The following is an 18,823-nucleotide window of genomic DNA, read 5'->3' on the forward strand; positions in this document are numbered from 1 at the left end:
GTCGGGACTGAAGCCGACCTGCAAGACGAAAGCTTCTTGTCAAACCCCGTAGCGGCGTGTCCATTCTTTCTCGAGCGCGTCCACCCACGAAGCATGGGGCTCGGGCAGTGCCGGGGCGCTCTGGGCCAGTTGCCCGGGGCGTACGGCCGATGCAAAGCGTGCGCGTTCGGCGGCAGGCAGGCGCGTCACGTCGAGCACGGTGGGGTCGCCCCACACGTCGATGTCGGCTTTGCGTGCTTGCGCGGCGGGCGAGAGCAAAAAGTTGGCCACCACTTGCGCACCGGCTTTGCTCGGCGCGTTGTACGGGATGGCCACAAAGTGCGTGTTGCCAATCGTGCCCTTGGCGAACTGCCAACTTTGCACCGTGGCGCTCAGGCGCTTGGCGGCTATTTCGTTTGCCGCTTCGTTGGGGTTGAAGGTCAGGGCCAGCAGCAGCTCGCCGTCGGCCATCATCTGGCGCTGCGCGGCCGAATTTTGCGGGAACTGTTTGCCGCCGCGCCACAGGTGCGGGTGCAGCGCATCCAGAAAGCGCCACAGGGGTGCGGCTTGCGCTTCCAATGCGGCGGCTGTGACAGGTTGGGCCAGCGCTTTCACGTCGGGCGCGTGTTCGATCAGCGCTTGCTTGACGAAGGTGGTGCCATGGAAGTTGGGTGGACGCGGGTAGGTGATTCGCCCGGGTTGGCTGCGGGCCAGCGCCAGCAACTCAGCCATGCTTTGCGGCACTTGGGGCAGGCGTTTGGCATCGGCAAAAAACGTGAGCTGCGCCATGCCCCAGGGCGATTCCAGCCCGTCGGTAGGCACCGAAAAATCCACCAGCGTGGTGGGCTTTCCCACGGTGTCCACCCACTGGAAATTGGGCAAGGCTTGTGCGAAGGGCGCAGACAACAAACCATCACGCTTCATGGCCGCAAAGTTTTCGCCGTTGATCCAGATCAGGTCCACCGTGCCTTCGGTGTCTTTGCGTCCGGCCTGCTTTTCGGCGCGCACGCGCTTGACCACATCGGCCGCGTCGCTGATCTTGACGTGCTGCAGCTTGACGCCAAAGTCCCGCTGCAATTCACCCGCCACCCATTGCAAGTAAGCGTTGATGCGCTCGCTGCCCGCCCAGGCGTTGAAGTACACGGTTTGGCCGCGAGCGACGCGTTCGATGTCAGCCCAAGCCGCTGCGGAAGCGGATGCGGGGGCGGCGGCCTGCGCGGCCCAAGGGGCAAAGGCGGCGGCACCTGCAAGAGTCAAGGTCTGGCGACGGTTGATCTGAAATGAAGAACTCATGTTGAAGGGGACCGCCTGCACGGCGCTGTTCACGGTTAAAAGCCAAGGGTATGCATTTTCGCAGCAGGCCAATCCGCTGCATGACCCGGGCCATTATTGATTCGGCCCGGTGAAGTTTTGAATGCATCAAAGATCTTGTAGGTCGGCGGTGGAAGACTCCGACATGGGCCTTTGCCCAAACCAGTAACGTCGAACTCTGCGAGTACCGACCTACAAGATGTCCTTTCTCACACATTTCAAACTTCAGCATGCCGGATCAATAGGTTAAAGAAAACATCAAAACAAAGTGGTCGCACGCAACCAGGCGTCAGGCAACAAAGGCACGATTTGGGCTTCGAGCCATTTGTCAGCGCCCGTGGCAATGGCCACACCCGCCAGAAATATCAGACCGCCAAACACCTTCTTGACCCGATCGCCCTGCGCCAGCACTTTATCGCGCACCGCCTGAAAACCCCGACGTGAGGCATAGGCCACCGCCACCAGAGGAATGGCCGCGCCCATGCCAAACAGGCCCAGCACAAGCCCGCCGCGCACTGCGCCGCCTTCGCTGGCCACCAAGGTCAGGGCCGAGGCCAACAAGGGACCTGAGCAAGGGCTCCAAACCAAACCCAGCACCGCACCCAGCAACAAGGCCCCACCCAAGGTGTCCCCCTTCAGGCGAGAGGACACGCCGTTGGCCCCACTGGCCAGCGGCATCATCCATTGGGTGAAGCGTTCATTGAGCACCGGCACCCACATCATCACACCCAGCGCCATGAGCAGCACCGCGCCAAACAAGCGCACATGGTCGCCGTCTAGGCCAATGGCCGGCCCCAGTGCACCCAGCACCACCCCGATGCCCGCAAACGACAAGGCCATGCCCACGCCCATGGCCAAAGGGGCCAGGCGGTTGCCCTGCGCGGCCCCACCCAGGACCATGGGCAAGATGGGAAAAACGCAAGGCGACAAAGTGGTCAAGCTGCCGGCCAGCAAGCTCAAACCCAGGTGACTGATGGCCAAATCCATGAGGTGCTCTTCCAATCAGGTGGCATGTTTACTGGGCCGACAGCAAAGCCGCCTTCAGCGCCTGCGGGTCGGTCACACCACCCGAGCGGTGCTTTTGCTCTTGGCCTTTGAACACGATCAAGGTCGATTGCGCGCGAATGCCCATCTGGCGCTTGAGCTCGCGCTCCTGGTCATGGTCCACCACCAGCAAGGTGCCCGGCACGGTGGCATCGCCTTTGAACGTGTTGAACGCTTTTTCTTGCACCAGACAAGTGGGGCACCACTTGGCGTGAAAGTGCAGGCTCACGGCTTCACCGGCTTGCTGCTTTTGCGCCAAGGTCTGGGCGCTGTAAGGGGCAATGTCGAGCGCGTGTGCCGGAACCATCCAGGCGCTCAGCGTCAGGGTCAACAGCGCAAGGGCTTTGTGGGGGAGCATTTGATGGGCGAGTGTTTTGTGCATGGTTCATCCTTGTCTTGAGTGCACCGGTCTGCGATCTGAGGCTCAAGGGCCTCACACACCGGTATCCATCATTTCGAATCAGGCGCGCCCAAAGTTACAGGGCTGCACCACAAAAGGCGGCCACTGGCCGCCTTGTCAGGCATCGTGCGCGACTCAGTAGCTGTAGTAAGCAATGCCAAACGGGTTGGTGCCTGCCGTGACTGGCTTGCTGAACTTGATCTTGCCTTGGGCATCGATGTCATAGACCGTCACTTGGTTGGCCGTTGGGCCTGAGTGGGTGACAAAGGCCTTCTTGCTGTCGCCGTTGACCACCAGGTTGTGCGGGTTGTTCACACTCACATCCAGCGGGTTTTCAGCCAAGGAACGGCTGCGCGTGTTGAGCGAGTACAGCTGTTTGCCCGGCAAATTGGTCATGAACACATATTGACCATCCCGGCTGGGGAAAATGCCGTGCGAGCCGGCCAGGTTCAATCGGTAATCCAGTTTCAAATCGCGGCCGAGCACAAACACACCACCTTCTTGGTTGGGCACATACAGCTTTTGGTCTTGCTCAACAAAGTACAGGTGCGGGTCTTCGCCTACTGCGGTCTCAGACTCTTTGGTCAGGGTCTGCGCATTGAAACGCACCACCTTGTCGGGCGCATCGTTGATGAGCATGGAGACAAATGCAGTTTGACCATCGGCCGTCAACACCACATCGTGCGGCTTGGCCTCCAGCGCCAATGTGCGCACGCTGCGGTCGGACAGTTTGATGACCGAGACCGTGTTGTCCACATCGTTGGCCACCCACAGGTGATCGCCTTGCCCATCGGCCCACATGTGGAAAACGCCGCGCCCCACATTGACCGACGACTCCACCTGGAAGTTGACGGGGTTCAGGACATGCACTTTGTTTTGCGCCCGATCGCCCACGTACAGGCGGTTGGTTTTTTTGACGTAGACCACGTACATGGGCTCCGAACCCGCGATCGAGACGGTTTGCTTGACCGCATCGGTCTTCGCATCGATCACCGTCAGGCTCGCGCCACCGCGGTTGGTCACCACCACGTTTTCGGTCAGCACCGCATCGCTGCCGCCGCCGCAGCCGTACAACAGGCCTGTCACAGCGCCCAATAGAACCCATTTTTTCATGTTTACTCCTTGTGTTGATTTCAATTTGCCTTCATGCGTTTGGGGTTGCAAACGCCTCCCACGCAGCCAGGGCTTCGGCCGTGTACATAGATGCCATTTCGTCAGCCCCGCACGCACACCACCGTGGTGAGCAGGGTGATGCGCAATACACGCCAAAAGGCGATCCATGGATCGCCTTTCAGGAGGGGAATCGTCAGCGCACGATGGTGACGGTCCCTGTGGGGTTGAGTTTGTTGGCCTGGTTGAGCATCGTCTGCCCGTTGCTCGGGCCAGTGGCGCTGCCCATCGGGTTGGTCAACAGGGGTTTGAGCAAAAACGGCGCAGGGCTGTTGTCTGGCTCCGGCTCGATCGAAATCACGGCCATGCCACCAGGCAGTTTTTTGGCGGGGTTGACAAAATCCTGTCCCGGGAAAGGTGGGGCCGCTGCGGCCGTGCCCGCTGCGGGTCCTGCGCCGTCACTGTCTGCACCGGTCACACGGGTGAAGCGTCCCGTGCTGGTGGGTTTGCCGTCCACGACCACCCATCCCTCGTAGACCCAGCCTTCGGGCAGCGTTGGCAAATTCAGGCCCGCCTGCGGCGTTCCCGAACTGGCATCGACCCACCAGATGCCCTGGTCATCGGTGCCAGGGTTGGTGGGCGTGGCCAGGAAGAATTTTCCAGTGGCGCTGGTGAAGTCATTGCCCAAGGCCGATGTGTGCGCCACGCTCAGGGCAGCCTGGGTGCGTGCCGCATCGAAATTGCCAGCCACCAAATGCGTTTTGGTCGGTCCCGGATCGGGGTCGTTTTGCGGCTCGATGGTGAGCACATAGGCCGAAGCTCCTGCGATGTCGGCGCTGGCGATCTTGAAATTGGTTTGGCTCATCACCCCACGGTCGTCCACCGTGAAGCGGCCCGCACTTTTGGCCGCACCATTGACGATCAACCAGCCCTCATACACCGAGCGTGCGCCCAGGTTTTCCAGCCCGAGCAATTGAACGTTGATGGAGGGGCCTGAATTGCCACTGCTGTTCCCATTGCCCCCGCCACAAGCAGCCAAAGCCGCCGCTGCACACGCAGCAAATACCCATCGATTGAATCTCATGCCGATCTCCTTTGATGTCTAAAGCCAAGCCCAAGGGGCATGGTTGTTGTGTGGGATCTTTCGACCCTCCCTTTGCCCCGGATGTGAACCATTCACACCCGGGTGTTGGACTGCCAACGCGCCTGCACCCACGCATCCAGCGACAACCGCCCCGGCCCCATGAACACCAAGGGCACCAGCATGGTCATGTAGATCACGGGCAGCTTGAAGTTGCCAAAGCCATCGTTGGTCAGGGCATAGCCTTGGAGCAATTCACCCAGGCTGGACCACGACTCGGGCCAGTGCACGCTGAACATGGCCACAACGGTGAGCACGATCAACGAGGCAGAAAAAAAGCGTGTGCCCAATCCGATGACCAAGGCGATGGCCCCCACGATTTCAAAACCGGTGGCCAAGGCCCAATTGAGGTCGGCCGGGATCAGCTTGAAAGGCCAAGGAAACTGGTCCTGGATGTCTGCAAACCAGTTGCTGCCATGCAGCTTTTCAAAACCGGCTTCGCCAAATTCCCAAGCCAGGATCAGCCGCAAACTCAGCAGGCCGATCCACAGACCGAGCAGATCGAGTGCATCGATGCCGCGACGGGCGAGTTGGAGGGTGTTGTTCATGTGTGTGTGCCCCATAAGACGCCTTGCTCGCGCAGGCTGATGAGGAGTTGTTGTCCGAAGCCTTGCAAGGCTTGCGGGTCGGGGTGCTTCATGTCGGTGGCCAGTTGGGCAAAGGCTTGTTGGCCGCTCAGGCCCTGGTCCAGCAGACTGAGTACGTGGGCCGTGACGGCGTTGATCTCGGCAAATTGCACGTCCAGCTGCGCGTCGCGAAAGACCACCAAAAACGTGGGCTCCGCCTGGCGTGGCTGCCAGTCGGGGCCGATGCGGTGCACGGGCCAAGGGCTGACCACGTCCACCCGCGCGGGGTTGAGGCACACGCTCGCTTGCATCATGTCGCCCTGGGGGTCGTGCGCGGGGGGCGCGACGTCCATCACATCAACGGCCAGTTCGGCCCATTCATAACGCGCCAGATCGGCCAGCCAGACCGGCAAGGGCTGGGCGATGTGGTGCTCACTCAGGTAGCGCACGAACTCGCGCGGGATCTCGCGAAACCAAGGCGTGTGCGAAGGCCAGTCGCGGTAAAAGGTGCGGCACAGCCTGCGCCAGCGGGCCTCGCCCAGCAGTTGGCGACTGACCGGAAAACAGCTGTCCAGAAAACCACAAACGTTGTTGAACAACAAATCGTTGTACACGCCCATGCGCCGCTTGGGCACGCCCGGTGGGCGGCGCGTGTGGTGCGGGTCGCGCAGGTGTGCGGCCATCTGGTGCTGGAATTCTTGAAAAGCCAACATCACGCCACCTGCCTGTTGATGGACTGGGCTTGCGCACCCCATTGCGCACCCCATTGACCAACTGCTTGCACGCCGAAGGCCTGGTGCTGCAAGTGCGCGATGTGCGACACCTCCTGCGTGAGCGTGTGCAGATCGGGGATGTTGAAGTCGCGCTCCAGGCAAGTGGGCACCGGGTGGCCCATGCGCTGGTAAGCGGCTTGCAGCAATTGCCAGACCGGGTCAATCACGTCGCTGCCATGGGTGTCAATGAGCAAGCCGTCTTCTTCGACATAGTGCCCAGCCACATGCACATAGCAGGTGCGCTCCAGCGGCAGCTGCGCCAGATAGGCGTATGGGTCAAAGCCGAAGTTGCGGCTGTTGACATAGATGTTGTTCACATCCAGGTGCAGCAGGCAATCAGCCCGCTCGACCACGGCCCGCACAAATTCGGGCTCGCTCATTTCGGCACCCGGCGGTGCGATGTAGGTGGACGCGTTTTCCACGCCGATTTGCATGCCCAAAATGTCTTGCGCACGGGCAATGCGCTCAGCGGTGTAGCGCACAGCCTCTTCGGTTTGGGGAATGGGCAGCAGGTCGTACAGGTGGCTGTCGTCAGCGCACCAAGACAGGTGTTCGGTGAACAGGCGCATGCCATGTTCACGCATGAAATCGCGTGTGCGGCGCAGCAGGATTTCATCCAGAGGCCCGGGGCCGCCCAAGGACAACGACAGGCCGTGGCACACAAAGGGGTAACGCTCGGTGAAGGCGCGAAAATCGCGGCCTGCCCGGCCGCCCATGCCGGCCCAGTTTTCCGGGGCCACCTCGAAAAAGCCGATGCGCTCGGGCACCGCTTGCTGTAAAGCCGGGATCAGCTCGCGTCGAAAACCCAAGCCCGCCCAGGGGGCCAGCGTGTTGTGGTGGTGGGTATTGGAGGGCATGTGCATGGCGCTCAAATAAGGGAGGGGGTTGAAACAGGTCAGTCAGCCCCTGGGGCGCACCCGATGGCGGGTACAAACCAGGACACTGACTGCCCTTCTACGAACGGGGCGACTTACTTCTTCTTGTCGCCGCCGCACTTGCCTTCGCCGCACTTGCCGTCTTTGGCTTTGCCTTTGTCGCCACCGCACTTGCCCTCGCCACACTTGCCGTCTTTGGCTTTGGTGGTTTTCTTGTCACCGCCGCACTTGCCTTCACCGCACTTGCCGTCTTTGGCTTTGCTGTCAGATTTCATGTCAGCCTGCGCCACTTGGTAACCGGCGTCCAGCGTCTTGGCGGCAAAAGGGTTGCCTGCAGCGTGCACGGGCAGCAGGGTGGCTGCGGCAAAGGCAGAACCCAAAGCGATGGTGATGAGGTGTTGCTTGTCCATGAAATGCTCCTGAAAGTTTGAAGGTGAGTGATTGACCGTTTTGGGCGGTGCCTTGTGGCACTTGTCCATCGCTGTCATGGTGTAATCCGCACCGGAACATTCAAAAGTTACGGGAAATGCATGCCATTTGTTTCCTTTTGTATCTGTAACTTTTTCACCCCTCTGGACGAATTGACTTGAGCGAAAGCCTGCAAACCCACGAAGCCGAACTGCACGCCGCATGGATGCAATCCCTGCAAGGCGACCACGCCAGTTACCAACGTGCCCTGGGCCTCATGAGCGGCCATGTGCGGCGCTTTTTGCAAAAACGGATGCAATCCCAACTCAGCGATGTCGAGGACCTTGTGCAAGAAACCCTGATGGCGATCCATCAAAAGCGCCACACCTACCAAAGCGACCAGCCCCTGACGGCCTGGATGTATGCGATTGCGCGTTACAAATGGGTGGACCATTTGCGCGCCCACGGCCGCCGCGAGGGCCTGCACGACGACATCGACGACTGGTCTGAAACCCTGGCGGTGGACAGCGAAGAAGCCGCCAGCGATGCGCACAAGGACCTGGACGTCATGCTGGCCGATTTGCCTGTGCGCCAACGTGAAGCCATCGAGCACACGCGGCTGCAAGGTTTGTCCATCACCGAAACCGCCCAGCGGACCGGGCAAAGTGAAGCCTCGGTCAAAGTGAACATCCACCGGGGCCTGAAAACCCTGATGGCCAAATGGGGAGCGAAGTCATGAAAACAAACGACCTGATTGCCTTGCTGGCCAGCGACACGCTGCAGCCTCATCCCCCCGTGCGCCAGCAATTGCTGCAAAAACTGTTGCTGGGCGCAGTGGTCTGTGCCGTGTTGTTATTCACCTTGTTCGGCCTGAACCCACGCATGGACGAGATGGCAACGCACCCCGCCTTTGCCACCAAGATGCTGTGGTTGGCGGCCCTGATGGGCTTCAGCTTGTATGGTTTGTTTCGCCTGGCCCGACCCGGCATGGGGGCTGGTCACACCCTGTGGGGCATTGGCTTGGCGCTGCTGGCCATGTTCAGCTTGGGTCTGGTGCAGCTGCTGCAAACCGATGCAGCCGCGCGCACCGTGCAGTGGATGGGCGGCTCATGGCAAGTGTGTTCGACCAGCATCGCCGCTTTGTCACTGCCTGTATTGGCCGCTTTGCTTTGGGCCTTGCGCCAGCTGGCACCCACCCGCGCGGTGCTCACGGGAGCGGTCGCGGGTGTGTTGGCAGGCAGCATGGCGGCCAGTATTTATTCGCTGCACTGCCCCGAAACCAGCCTGACATTTTTCGCCGTCTGGTACGTGGGGGGCATGGCCTTGGCCACCGGTTTGGGCGCCCTGCTCGGTGGGCGCTGGCTGCGCTGGTGACAGATGCAGCGCTCAGGCCACCGCGCCCGAGCCATAACGGCCATGCAACAAATGGCCGGTTCTGAAGCGCTCCAGTGCATACGGGCCCAAAGGCACATCGGTGGGCAGGCCCAAGGCTTGCTGGGCCAGCACCCGGCCCACAGCGGGTGAGAGCTTGAAGCCGTGACCCGAAAAACCAAAGCCCACCACCAGACCCGGAACCTCGTTCACACCGCCCAGCACCGGATTCCAATCCGGCGTCACGTCGTACACCCCGGTCCATGACGAGGCCAGACCCGCTTCGGCAAACGAGGGAAAGCGGTCTGCCACCTGCTCGCCCAAGTGCGCCACATCGTCCATGGAGATGTCGCCTTGGGTGTTGTCCGGCCCACTCAGGCTTTCCCCGGCCGTGCCCTCGCTCACCAACATCTGCCGCCCGCCATAACTGCGGCAGTACAGCATGCCGGGCGAGCCCAGGTCCTTGTACACCGGCATGGCATAGGTGTAGGCCTCAGGGCCTTCGAGCGAAATGACCTTGTGCCGCTCGGGCGTCAAAGGCACCTGAATGCCCGTCCATGCGGTCAATTCATCTGCCCAAATGTTTTGCGTGCTGATCACCACGGGCGCATGAAACACCCCGCTGGCCGTTTCCACGCCACTGACACGACCTTGCTGCAGCAGCAAACGCGTGACGCTTTCGCCTTCCATGAACTTGACCCCGCGCCGACGGGCCGCGCGCGCGTAGCTGGTGGCCACCAGATAGGCATCGGCAAAGCCAGCATCTGGCTCAAAGCCGATCAAGGCGGCATCGTCAAAGCGGCAAATGGGCAAGCGCTCGCTGGCCTCCTGGGGCGTGATTCGGCTGACTGCTATGCCACGCGCCTCTTGTGCGGCCAGGGCCTCGTGCAAGGGGGCCAGCTTGGGGCCTTCGGGCGAGGCGATCAGGTAACCGCAACGCACCAGGCCGGCACTGGCGTCTTCGTCTTGCAAGTGCTCGGCAAAATTTTCAAACACCGACCAGGACTGCTGCGCCAGCGCCATGTTTTCCACCACCGAATAGTGGGTGCGCAAAATGCCGCTGGACTGTGAGGTGGTGCCCGCGCCGATCTGATCGCGCTCCAGCACCAGCACACGTTGAGCCCCAAAAGCCGCCAGGTTGTAGGCCACCGAGGTGCCGATCACGCCGGCCCCAATCACGATTGCATCCCATGAACTCACATCGCACTCCTGTTGTTGGCCACCAGCCTAAGGCGCATGGGCAAGTCGTGCATCAGTTTTGCATTGGCTGATCATCAGCATCAGCCTTGGCGCTGATGTCTTCAGCGGTCTTCGTTGACGCTGATCAAGTCGGCAGGGATTTTCAGCACGCTCACCCATTGGCGCTGCAGCTCGCGCACGGCCACCCGCACCATGGCCGCGATGTCCTGGGCCAGCGGCCCCAATTCGTCGGGCCGGTACACCATGTAGAAGGTGCGCTGCAGGGGCGGATAGGCCTTGCCCTGATGGCGCAAGGCTGTCAGGGGCACACACTTCAGGTGCATGGCGTGGTAGCGCGACTGCCACAGGCACAAAGGGGTTGTGAGGGCAATGCCCAAATCTTCGCGCACCAGACTGAGCAAGGGGTCGGTGGCGTCAAATTCAAACACCTGCTCGATGTCGGGATCGTGGCGGCCCAGGTAGGCATCGACCAGCGCCCCCATTTTGGAGCGGGTGCTGTAATGCATGAAGGGCCTCAGGCCACTGAGCTGCTGCAAGGACGCCAGAGGCGGCAGCTTGAAGTCCGAGGGCACGGCCAGCAAGAACTGTTCTGAAAACAAGGCCAGGCATTCACGACCGGCGGCGGGTTTGGGGTCGTCGGTGGTGATCAGCACGTCCAGCTGGTGGTTGTCAAATTGCTCGGCCAGTCCAGGGTTGATGCCTGACACCAGGCGCAGCCTCTGCACACGCCCGGCCAGGCCCCGCACCATTTGCGGGCCAATCGTGGCGGCAAAGGAGTCCACGCACCCGAGCCGCAACAAGCTCCTTTTGCTGCGGCTCAGGGCTCGCACCGTCTCGGTCATGTGGCTGGCACGCGAGAGCAGGTCGCGCGCTTGCTCGTACAAGCGCTGCCCCGAAGCCGTGGGGTGGGCTGGCCGGGTGGCCCGGTCGAGCAATGAGGCGCCCAGCGACTCCTCCAGTTGACGAACATGCTGAGACACGCCCGCCTGGGAAATGCCAAGCCGCTGCGCCGCCGCCGACACAGAACCGGTTTCCACCAAGGCCACCCAGCTGCCCAGCTGTTCCCAGGAGGGGGGGACCACTTTGTCTGAAGCACGTTTTTTCATCGGAAGCTTGCGCGGCAGGGCCGGTCTGTATTGGTTTTTCTGATGCTCAGCATCAGAATTGGCGAAGGCTTGGTCAGCTCAGGCTTTCCACACCACACTGTGCATCTGCGAAGCGCTGGATGCATGTTGCAACAAGCCTTCTCTGACATTTTGACCGAACCCCTCTTCACAAAGGAAAACCGATGAAACTCAATCGCCGACTGGTCTTGACCCTGGTGGCCTCTGCAGCCGTTCTCTCGGGTGCTGCCATGGCCCAACAACGCGTGTTTTTCGGCATCGCCACCGGTGGCACGGGTGGCACGTATTACCCCTTGGGCGGCATGCTGGCCCAGCTGATTTCCAACAAGGCCACGGTCGACGGCAGGAAGATCACTGCCACCGCTGAAGCCGCCGGTGCCTCGGTGGGCAACGCCAAACTGCTGGGCACCAAGGACATCGAGTCGGCCTTTGTGGCGGCCGACATTCTGGACGCGGCCTACAACGGCAAAGCCCAGTTTGCCAACGCACCGCTGAAAAACCTGCGTGCCCTGGGCGCGCTGTACCCCGAGACCGTGCAGCTGATCACCCGCGCCGACTCGGGCATCAACGGCGTCAAGGACCTCAAGGGCAAGAGCATTTCCTCGGGTGCTCCCGGCTCCGGTCAGTACCAGCTTGTCACCGATTTGCTCAAAGTGCACGGCATGGCCCGCACCGATGTGAAGGAAGACAGCTCCTCCTTCACCCAAGCGGTGGACAAGATCAAAGACGGCAACTTGCACGCCACCTTGATCACGGGCGGTGTGCCCGTGGCGGCGGTGACCGACTTTGCACAAAGCCACGCCCTGAAGATCATCCCGCTGTCCGGCCCCGAAGTGGCCACCTTGCTCAAGGAGCAGCCTTACTACACCCAGGTGCAGTTGCCCGCCAACAGCTACAAAGGCCAGACCGCCGCTGTGCCCACGCTGGCAGTGATGGCCATCTGGGCCACGCACGATGGCGTGCCCGAGAACGTGGCCTACGAGGTGACCAAGGCGCTGTATGAGAACACCGCCATCATGGGCCAGGTGCATGTGCAGGGCAAAAACATCAACCTGAACACGGCCACAGCCGTGGCCAGCGTGCCCCTGCACCCCGGTGCCTTGCGTTACTTCAAGGAAAAGGGCATCGCCAAGTGACAGACCCCAAGCGCCTCGCCCTGGTGGCGTGGGCGCTGGTGGCCTGCGCATGGGCAGCCCCTGGGGCTGCGCCCGCTTGCGAGCTGGTACTGACCGAACACCGCAGCGGCCTGGCGCTGACCCGCTTGCCCTTGAACCCGGCACAACCCGCTGCCGATGTGGCGTTCACCCACTCGGTGTTGGGCACGCCCGTGCTGGACCGCTATGTCTGGCGACACAGCGCACAGGGCTGGCGCGCGCACTTGGTCGAAGAACGGTTTGAAGGCGAAGGCTATGGCCTGCCATCGGCGGCCGGGCCGGGCGAGCGCCTGCTGCGCGATGGCACGGGCTGGCGTTTGCTGCTCGACCGGGTGGTCGAGCCTTTGGTGGTGTTGCCTTTGCCCGCCCAGTCGATGCGGCTGGTGCTGGCCGACGGACGTGAAGTTTTACTGGGCCAGCTGAGCCCCAAATCAATTGAAATGCGGGCTGAAAATTGCCCTTTGCCATGATGGAAAACCCATGACGACCAGCCAACAAGAAATCGATCGCCTGATCGAGCAGTTTGACCCCGAATCGAGTTTCCGCCGCTTGGCTGGCTGGAGCGCCAAAGTCGTGATGGTCTTGTGCGCAGGCCTGTCGGCCTGGCACTTTTACACCGCAGGTTTTGGCCTGCACAACGAAATTGCACACCGCGCCATCCACTTGTCGGTGGTGCTGGGGCTGTGCTTTTTGGTGTTTCCCCGTCAAAAGCGATTGCCCGGCCACTGGGAGTGGACGGTGTCCATCGGGCTGGTGGGCTTTTACCTGTTCATGGGCTGGAGTCTGCTGGGCAAGATTTCCGAGCCCATCCCCGACGCCATGCGCTACACCTTCTTGGCAGTGCTGGTGGCTTTGGCTGGTTTGTCCTTGCCGTTCAAGCATTTCGATGGCAGCCACACCCACATACCATGGCGCGACTGGGTGTTTGCGGCGCTGGCTTCGGGTTTTTCGCTCTACCTCTTGGTCTTTTTTCAGCACATTTACATCGAGCGCCCGGGCCAGCACACGCCTCTGGACCTGATGATGGGCGTGATCGCAATTGCCATGGTGATCGAGGCCACACGGCGCACCATGGGCATCTTTTTGCCCTTGCTGGCCATCGCGGCGATTTTTTATGGACTCCTCGGCCCTTATCTGCCGGGCGGCCTGTCGCACCGGGGTTACAGCCTGTCACGCATCGTGGCCCATTTGTACAAAGGCACGGAAGGCATTTATGGCATTCCGGTGGGTGTCGTCGCCACCTTTGTTTTTCACTTTGTGTTGTTCGGCATCATGGCCCAGCTCACCGGGCTGGGGCAGTTGTTCGTGAACCTGGCCACCATTGCAGCGGGCCGTTTTTCCGGCGGACCTGCAAAAGTCAGCGTGGTGTCTTCGGGGCTGTTCGGCATGATCTCTGGCTCGGCCATTGCCAACACCGTGACCACGGGTGTCATGACGATTCCGCTGATGAAGAAGGTCGGGTTCTCGCCACGCTTTGCGGGGGCGGTGGAGGCCTCGGCGTCGTGCGGTGGCCAGATCACCCCGCCCATCATGGGCGCTGCGGCTTTCATCATGGCCGAGACCTTGGGCATTCCTTACAACACCTTGATTTTGGTGGCCATTGTTCCTGCCCTGCTGCATTACTTTGCCATCTTGTTCATGGTGCACCTGGAGGCCAAGCGGCTCAAGCTCCAGGGCATGGACCCGAAAGACATTCCCTCACTCAGCTGGGTGCTCAAAAGCTCATGGCACCTGTTCATTCCGCTGGTGGTCATGGTCACGCTGTTGTTGATGCAGTTCACACCATTCCTCGCCGCCTTTTGGGGCATCACCCTGACTGTGGCCTGCTCGTGGATTCCCCGTTTGATGGGCCCTTTGGGCAAAAACATGACCGGCATGGCCGTAGGGCCACAAGCGCTGATTCAGGGCTTCGAGATGGGCGCCAAAGCCGCCCTGGGCATTGGCGCAGCGTGCGCCTGCGTGGGCTTTGTGCTGGGCATCACGACGCTGACGGGCATGGGCTTCAAGTTCTCGGCCTGGGTGATCGATGTGTCGGGACTGGCGGCGCAAATGTTCATGGTGCTGGACGTGTTCAACTGGCTTGAGCTCCAACAGGTCACGATTTTATTTGGCCTGCTGTTCACCGCAGCCGCTTGCATCATCATGGGCTCGGGCGTTCCCACCACACCCACATACATCATCCTGGCCGCCATCGTTGCCCCGGCGCTGGCAGGCCTGGGCGTGCCGCAACTGGCGACGCACTTCTTTGTCTTCTACTACGGCGTGCTGGCCGATGTGACCCCGCCTGTGGCCTTGGCGGCCTTTGCTGCAGCTGGCATTGCCCGCAGTGAACCCATGCGCACGGGCATGACGGCGTTTCGCCTGTCCATGGGCAAGGCCTTGGTGCCCTTTGCTTTTGTTTACACGCCCGCTTTACTGTTCATCGACTTCACCTGGCCCGCCTTCTTGCTCGCCACGTCTTGCGCCATCGTCGCCGTGATGGGTTTGGGGGCAGCCTACACAGGCTTTGTGGCGCGGCCCATCCGCAGACCCGCCTTCTGGTTGTTGAATGGTCTGTCCTTGTCCCTGGTGTTTGCCAACCCGGTGGCGGCAGCCGTGGCCATTCCAGGTGTGCTGCTCATCCTGCTGTGGCACAGCCGCCCCTTGCCACAAACGGCCTGATCGCATGCCCATTCATTTTTTTGAACGGGCCCAACTGCACGCCAGCCCCTGGAAAAACGGCGGCGGCGTGACGCGCGAAATCGCGTGCCACCCGCCCAGCGCCAACATGCAGGACTTCGACTGGCGCATCAGCATTGCGCACATTGCCCGCGATGGTGATTTCTCGGTGTTCCCGGGTGTGGACCGGGTCATCACCTTGCTCGAAGGTGGCGGTGTGCATTTGCGCAGTGCCGATGGCAGCGTCTTGCACGCGCTGGACACGCCTTTGCAGCCCTTTGCCTTTTCAGGCGATGCCGCTGTCCATGGGCGCTTGCTGAACGGGGACTGTCACGACTTGAATGTGATGACGCGCCGTGGTGTGTGTCAGGCCGAAGTGCGCGTGTTGCGGCGTGATGAGACTTTGTTGCCCGCCCCGGCCGGCTGGCTGATGGCCATTCAGGGCACATGGCAGGTGCAGACCGCTCACACAGAGAGCGACACCGATACAACCAACGCCCAACAGCACGCGCTTGGTGCACAAACAGGCCTTTGGTGGCATGACGCGATGCTGGCCTGCCAATGCCAATGCGTCGACTCAGCTTCCGATGCGGCCCTGCTGGCCGTTCGCTTCACACCCACCCCACGCTGAAACACCACGATGCACCACCAGCTGTTTGCCGAACACGCCTTGTTGCCCGAGGGCTGGGCCCGCGATGTTTTGCTGCAATGGAATGCCCTAGGCCAATGGCAGGCCATGGAGGCAGGGCAGGCCGCCCCCCCCCAAGTGCCACGCGCCGCAGGCCCGGTGCTGCCGGGCATGCCGAATTTGCACTCGCATGCTTTTCAGCGCGCATTGGCCGGGCTGACCGAGTACCGCAGCCACGCGCAAGACAGCTTCTGGAGCTGGCGCACGCTCATGTACCGATTTGCCGCCCAACTCGGCCCCGCGCAGCTGGAGGCCATTGCCACCGGCCTCTATGTCGACATGCTGGAGGCGGGTTTCACCAGCGTCTGTGAGTTTCATTACCTGCACCACGACGCCCAAGGCCAGGCTTATGCCGATCCGGCCGAGATGTCGCTCAGCCTGCTGCGCGCCGCCCAGCGCACCGGCATCGGCATGACGCTGCTGCCCGTGCTCTACCAAAACAGCGGCTTTGGCGGGGGTGACCCCACAGCGGGACAAAGCCGCTTCATCCACAGCACCGAGGCCATGCTGCGCCTGCTCGAACGCCTGCGACCCGCCTGCGATGCGCAATCGGCGCGGCTGGGGCTGGCGCCGCACTCCTTGCGGGCCGTGACGCCCGAGAGCCTGAGCGAAGTGCTCACGGGGCTGAAGGCGCTGGACGCCAGCGCACCCATCCACATCCACATTGCCGAACAAACGGCCGAGGTCGACGCTTGCCTGGCCTGGTCAGGGCAGCGCCCCGTGGCCTGGCTGCTGGACCATGCGCCGGTCGATGCACGCTGGTGCCTGGTGCACGCCACGCACATGGACGCGCACGAATACCAGCGGGCTGCGGCCTCGGGTGCCGTGGCCGGTCTGTGCCCCACCACCGAGGCGAATCTGGGCGACGGCATTTTTGAATTCAAGACCTGGCAAAACCACCAAGGCGCCTGGGGCATTGGCTCGGACAGCCACATCGCGGTGAACCCGGCCGAAGACCTGATGCTGCTCGAATACAGCCAGCGCCTGTCGTTGCGGCAACGCAATGTGGCCACCAACGCGCACCAACCCGATGTGGCCCAGGCTTTGTGGCAAGGGGCAGTAGCCGGTGGCGCGCAGGCCGCCGCTCGGCCCGTGGCGGGGTTGGCGGTAGGACAGCAGGCCGATTTCATCGTGCTCGATGCCCAACACCCGGCCTTGGCCGGCTTGTCACCCGACCAGATGCTGGCCAGCCATGTGTTTGCCAGCAGCCGCCAAAGCGCCGTGGCACAGGTCTGGGCTGGCGGTCAGCGGCTGGTGCAACAGGGCCGGCATGCGCTGCACGACGAGGCCATGGCGGGCCTGGTGCAAGCGCGCCGCGACCTGCTGCAAGCCTGAACGGGCTTTTTAGACCTCGCTGGCCAATGGCAAATTGAGCAACAGGTTTTGCGGCTTGAGCTTGAGCAGGCCTTGCTCATTCATCGCCAGGCCCAAATAGACGGGCTTGCCCTGCACATCGGCACGCATGTCTTGCGGATTGTCAAACCGCAACTTGAACAAGCTGATGAGTTGCTGCTGGCGCTTGGCATCCAGCTCGGTGCCCTGGTACAGGTCGTTGAGCAGGGCGGTGGCCGTCACGTCCAGCCCCACATGCCAGCGCCAGGCCGGATCGTCCACCTGTTGCACCGGCTCGATGCTGACCGCCACGCCAAGGAAGTGCTGAACCCAGCGGGCCAGCACCACCGACAAGGCCTTGAGCCCTGAGCGGGCGTTGACCATGCTCAAAATCAAACCGTGCGGCAATTCGTTCTTCAGCTCGTGCGTCATGTCGAGCAAAAAGGCGTAGCGCCCCAGGCCCTCGCGCTGCGCCAGGTAGCGCTCCGCGTTGTCCGGGTGCAGCACCTTCACATCCACCGCCTTGAGCGTGGCACCGCCCTCCATCAAGAGACGCCCCATCTCGCCCAAGCCACCAGTGGCTTTCAAGCTGTCCAGCGTGTCGCTGTCGCCCGACAGCACACGGCCGCCTTCGATGGTGATGCGCTGGCGGCGAAACAGCAACTCGGCCGCACGCCAAACCCAGGCGTCCTCCACATCGGCCAGCACATTGCAGGCGATGGCCTGCACCACCAGATCGATGAACAGCGGGGGCAGCTGGATCTGACCACTGCGCATCCAGCCAATGTAGGCCGACTCCAGCGAACCCGCGGCTTCCACGTCGTCACGAAAGCGCAGAAACAGTTCGTAGTTTTCCCGCGCATCCCCGTCTTTGAAAGCCTTCAGTTGCGCAGGCGCGACCTGCATCCCGGGCGCATCCAGCAGGGCCTGGTGCAAACGTTTTTCAGCGGGGCACGATTCGGGCACCAGCGCCAGCTCGGGGCGCTGCAGCCACAAACGCCAGTAGTCTGGCGTGGCGCTCATCCAGCCGCGCGCGTTGCGCCTGAGGTGTTGGTGACCGCAGGCGGTCCAGAAGTTGTGCATGTTGAGTCTTTGGTCTTGCCACCCCGCAGGGTGTCGATGGTCTTTGTTCTGGTCCGGCCCCTGGCTCAGGCCCAAATCACCCGGTTGGAGAGCTCGTTCGGGTTCGCCTCACCAGGCTGCAGCGGAAAGTGCTGGACCAGCAACGCCGAGACTTCCTGCAGCGCCTGGGTGAGACCGCTGTCGAAGTCACCAGTTAGCAAGTGCTCACCCAAATGCTGCACCACCGCTTGCCAGTGCGCATCCGGCACATGGCGGCTGATGCCCCGGTCGGCCACGATTTCGACCCGGCGCTCGGCCAGCAGCAAATAGATGAGCACGCCATTGTTGTGCTCGGTGTCCCACACGCGCAGCTTGCCAAACCACGATAGTGCGCGCTCACGTATCACTGCAGGCAAAGGCGCCTCGCGCCCCGCGCGCCACAGGTAGCTGTTGGGCAAGGCGGCTTCAACGCACAGCACGATTTCGCCACTGTGTCGCGCTTCGCTGGCGTTCACCCGGGCCTGCAGCTGCTCGGCCAAGGCCGGCGGCACCGCCCGCTCGGCGGCGCGCTCGTCCATCCAGCGGTGTCGCCACCAACGCACGCCCTGGGTCAGCAGTGATTCGTGC

Annotated in this window: 20 protein-coding genes; 7 read left to right on the plus strand and 13 right to left on the minus strand. The window is 62.0% G+C overall.

Annotated features, from left to right (window positions below; translation table 11 throughout):
* Window positions 1-39: 39 nt before the first annotated feature.
* The 9 genes from QZ190_RS16865 to QZ190_RS16905 form a co-directional block, all read right to left on the minus strand.
* Window positions 40-1,272, minus strand: a complete 1,233-nt coding sequence (locus QZ190_RS16865) for an ABC transporter substrate-binding protein (RefSeq protein ID WP_291918749.1) — start codon at window positions 1,270-1,272, stop codon at window positions 40-42.
* 276 nt (window positions 1,273-1,548) lie between these two features.
* Window positions 1,549-2,277: a cytochrome c biogenesis CcdA family protein gene (locus QZ190_RS16870; RefSeq protein ID WP_291918750.1), complete on the minus strand. Its 729-nt coding sequence runs from the start codon at window positions 2,275-2,277 to the stop codon at window positions 1,549-1,551.
* Window positions 2,278-2,305: 28 nt separating this feature from the next.
* Window positions 2,306-2,716, minus strand: coding sequence for a thioredoxin family protein (locus QZ190_RS16875; protein ID WP_291918752.1), 411 nt, complete (start codon window positions 2,714-2,716; stop codon window positions 2,306-2,308).
* 153 nt (window positions 2,717-2,869) lie between these two features.
* Window positions 2,870-3,847: a YncE family protein gene (locus QZ190_RS16880; RefSeq protein WP_291918753.1), complete on the minus strand. Its 978-nt coding sequence runs from the start codon at window positions 3,845-3,847 to the stop codon at window positions 2,870-2,872.
* A gap of 193 nt (window positions 3,848-4,040) precedes the next feature.
* Window positions 4,041-4,928, minus strand: coding sequence for a hypothetical protein (locus tag QZ190_RS16885; RefSeq protein WP_291918755.1), 888 nt, complete (start codon window positions 4,926-4,928; stop codon window positions 4,041-4,043).
* Window positions 4,929-5,020: 92 nt separating this feature from the next.
* Window positions 5,021-5,533 carry a DoxX family protein gene (locus QZ190_RS16890; protein ID WP_291918757.1) on the minus strand — a complete coding sequence of 171 codons (513 nt, stop codon included), beginning with the start codon at window positions 5,531-5,533 and terminating at the stop codon, window positions 5,021-5,023.
* On the minus strand, window positions 5,530-6,264 hold the full coding sequence (locus QZ190_RS16895) for a putative DNA-binding domain-containing protein (RefSeq protein ID WP_291918759.1): 735 nt from the start codon (window positions 6,262-6,264) through the stop codon (window positions 5,530-5,532). Before QZ190_RS16895 ends, QZ190_RS16890 begins: the two co-directional genes overlap by 4 nt.
* On the minus strand, window positions 6,264-7,181 hold the full coding sequence (locus QZ190_RS16900) for a DUF692 domain-containing protein (protein ID WP_291918761.1): 918 nt from the start codon (window positions 7,179-7,181) through the stop codon (window positions 6,264-6,266). The genes QZ190_RS16895 and QZ190_RS16900 overlap by 1 nt, the downstream gene beginning before the upstream one ends.
* 113 nt (window positions 7,182-7,294) lie before the next feature.
* The gene (locus tag QZ190_RS16905; RefSeq protein ID WP_291918763.1) at window positions 7,295-7,609 is read right to left on the minus strand and encodes a hypothetical protein; all 315 of its coding nucleotides are present in this window, start codon (window positions 7,607-7,609) and stop codon (window positions 7,295-7,297) included.
* 176 nt (window positions 7,610-7,785) lie between these two features.
* Between QZ190_RS16905 and QZ190_RS16910 the strand changes: the two genes are divergently transcribed.
* Window positions 7,786-8,346: a sigma-70 family RNA polymerase sigma factor gene (locus QZ190_RS16910; protein ID WP_291918764.1), complete on the plus strand. Its 561-nt coding sequence runs from the start codon at window positions 7,786-7,788 to the stop codon at window positions 8,344-8,346.
* A complete protein-coding gene (locus QZ190_RS16915) occupies window positions 8,343-8,981 on the plus strand; it encodes a DUF1109 domain-containing protein (protein WP_291918766.1) in 639 nt (212 codons plus the stop codon). The genes QZ190_RS16910 and QZ190_RS16915 overlap by 4 nt, the downstream gene beginning before the upstream one ends.
* 12 nt (window positions 8,982-8,993) lie before the next feature.
* Here the strand turns inward: QZ190_RS16915 and QZ190_RS16920 are convergent, their stop codons facing one another.
* Both QZ190_RS16920 and QZ190_RS16925 read right to left on the minus strand, forming a co-directional pair.
* Window positions 8,994-10,178 carry an FAD-binding oxidoreductase gene (locus tag QZ190_RS16920; protein ID WP_291918768.1) on the minus strand — a complete coding sequence of 395 codons (1,185 nt, stop codon included), beginning with the start codon at window positions 10,176-10,178 and terminating at the stop codon, window positions 8,994-8,996.
* A 101-nt stretch (window positions 10,179-10,279) separates the two neighbouring features.
* The gene (locus QZ190_RS16925) at window positions 10,280-11,284 is read right to left on the minus strand and encodes a LysR family transcriptional regulator (RefSeq protein WP_291918770.1); all 1,005 of its coding nucleotides are present in this window, start codon (window positions 11,282-11,284) and stop codon (window positions 10,280-10,282) included.
* 182 nt (window positions 11,285-11,466) lie between these two features.
* Here QZ190_RS16925 and QZ190_RS16930 point away from each other — a divergent pair, with 182 nt between their 5' ends.
* From QZ190_RS16930 to QZ190_RS16950, 5 genes are read left to right on the plus strand one after another with little or no spacing between them, the layout of a single operon-like run.
* Window positions 11,467-12,438: a TAXI family TRAP transporter solute-binding subunit gene (locus QZ190_RS16930; protein WP_291918772.1), complete on the plus strand. Its 972-nt coding sequence runs from the start codon at window positions 11,467-11,469 to the stop codon at window positions 12,436-12,438.
* Entirely contained in the window at window positions 12,435-12,926 is a 492-nt protein-coding gene (locus QZ190_RS16935; protein ID WP_291918774.1) for a DUF1850 domain-containing protein, read from the plus strand. The genes QZ190_RS16930 and QZ190_RS16935 overlap by 4 nt, the downstream gene beginning before the upstream one ends.
* A 10-nt stretch (window positions 12,927-12,936) precedes the next feature.
* Entirely contained in the window at window positions 12,937-15,117 is a 2,181-nt protein-coding gene (locus QZ190_RS16940; RefSeq protein ID WP_291918775.1) for a TRAP transporter permease, read from the plus strand.
* Window positions 15,118-15,121: 4 nt separating this feature from the next.
* Entirely contained in the window at window positions 15,122-15,745 is a 624-nt protein-coding gene (locus tag QZ190_RS16945; RefSeq protein WP_291918777.1) for a HutD family protein, read from the plus strand.
* Between the two features lie 9 nt (window positions 15,746-15,754).
* Entirely contained in the window at window positions 15,755-17,137 is a 1,383-nt protein-coding gene (locus QZ190_RS16950; protein ID WP_291918779.1) for a formimidoylglutamate deiminase, read from the plus strand.
* Between the two features lie 9 nt (window positions 17,138-17,146).
* On the opposite strand, the gene QZ190_RS16955 is transcribed toward QZ190_RS16950, so the two are convergent.
* Together QZ190_RS16955 and QZ190_RS16960 are read right to left on the minus strand one after the other, a co-directional pair.
* Window positions 17,147-18,217 carry a DUF6352 family protein gene (locus QZ190_RS16955; RefSeq protein ID WP_291918781.1) on the minus strand — a complete coding sequence of 357 codons (1,071 nt, stop codon included), beginning with the start codon at window positions 18,215-18,217 and terminating at the stop codon, window positions 17,147-17,149.
* Between the two features lie 65 nt (window positions 18,218-18,282).
* Entirely contained in the window at window positions 18,283-18,813 is a 531-nt protein-coding gene (locus QZ190_RS16960) for a TPM domain-containing protein (RefSeq protein WP_367114249.1), read from the minus strand.
* Window positions 18,814-18,823 lie beyond the last annotated feature (10 nt).

The sequence above is a fragment of the Limnohabitans sp. genome, from assembly GCF_017848645.1.
In the GTDB taxonomy this organism is placed as follows: Bacteria; Pseudomonadota; Gammaproteobacteria; order Burkholderiales; family Burkholderiaceae_C; genus Limnohabitans_A.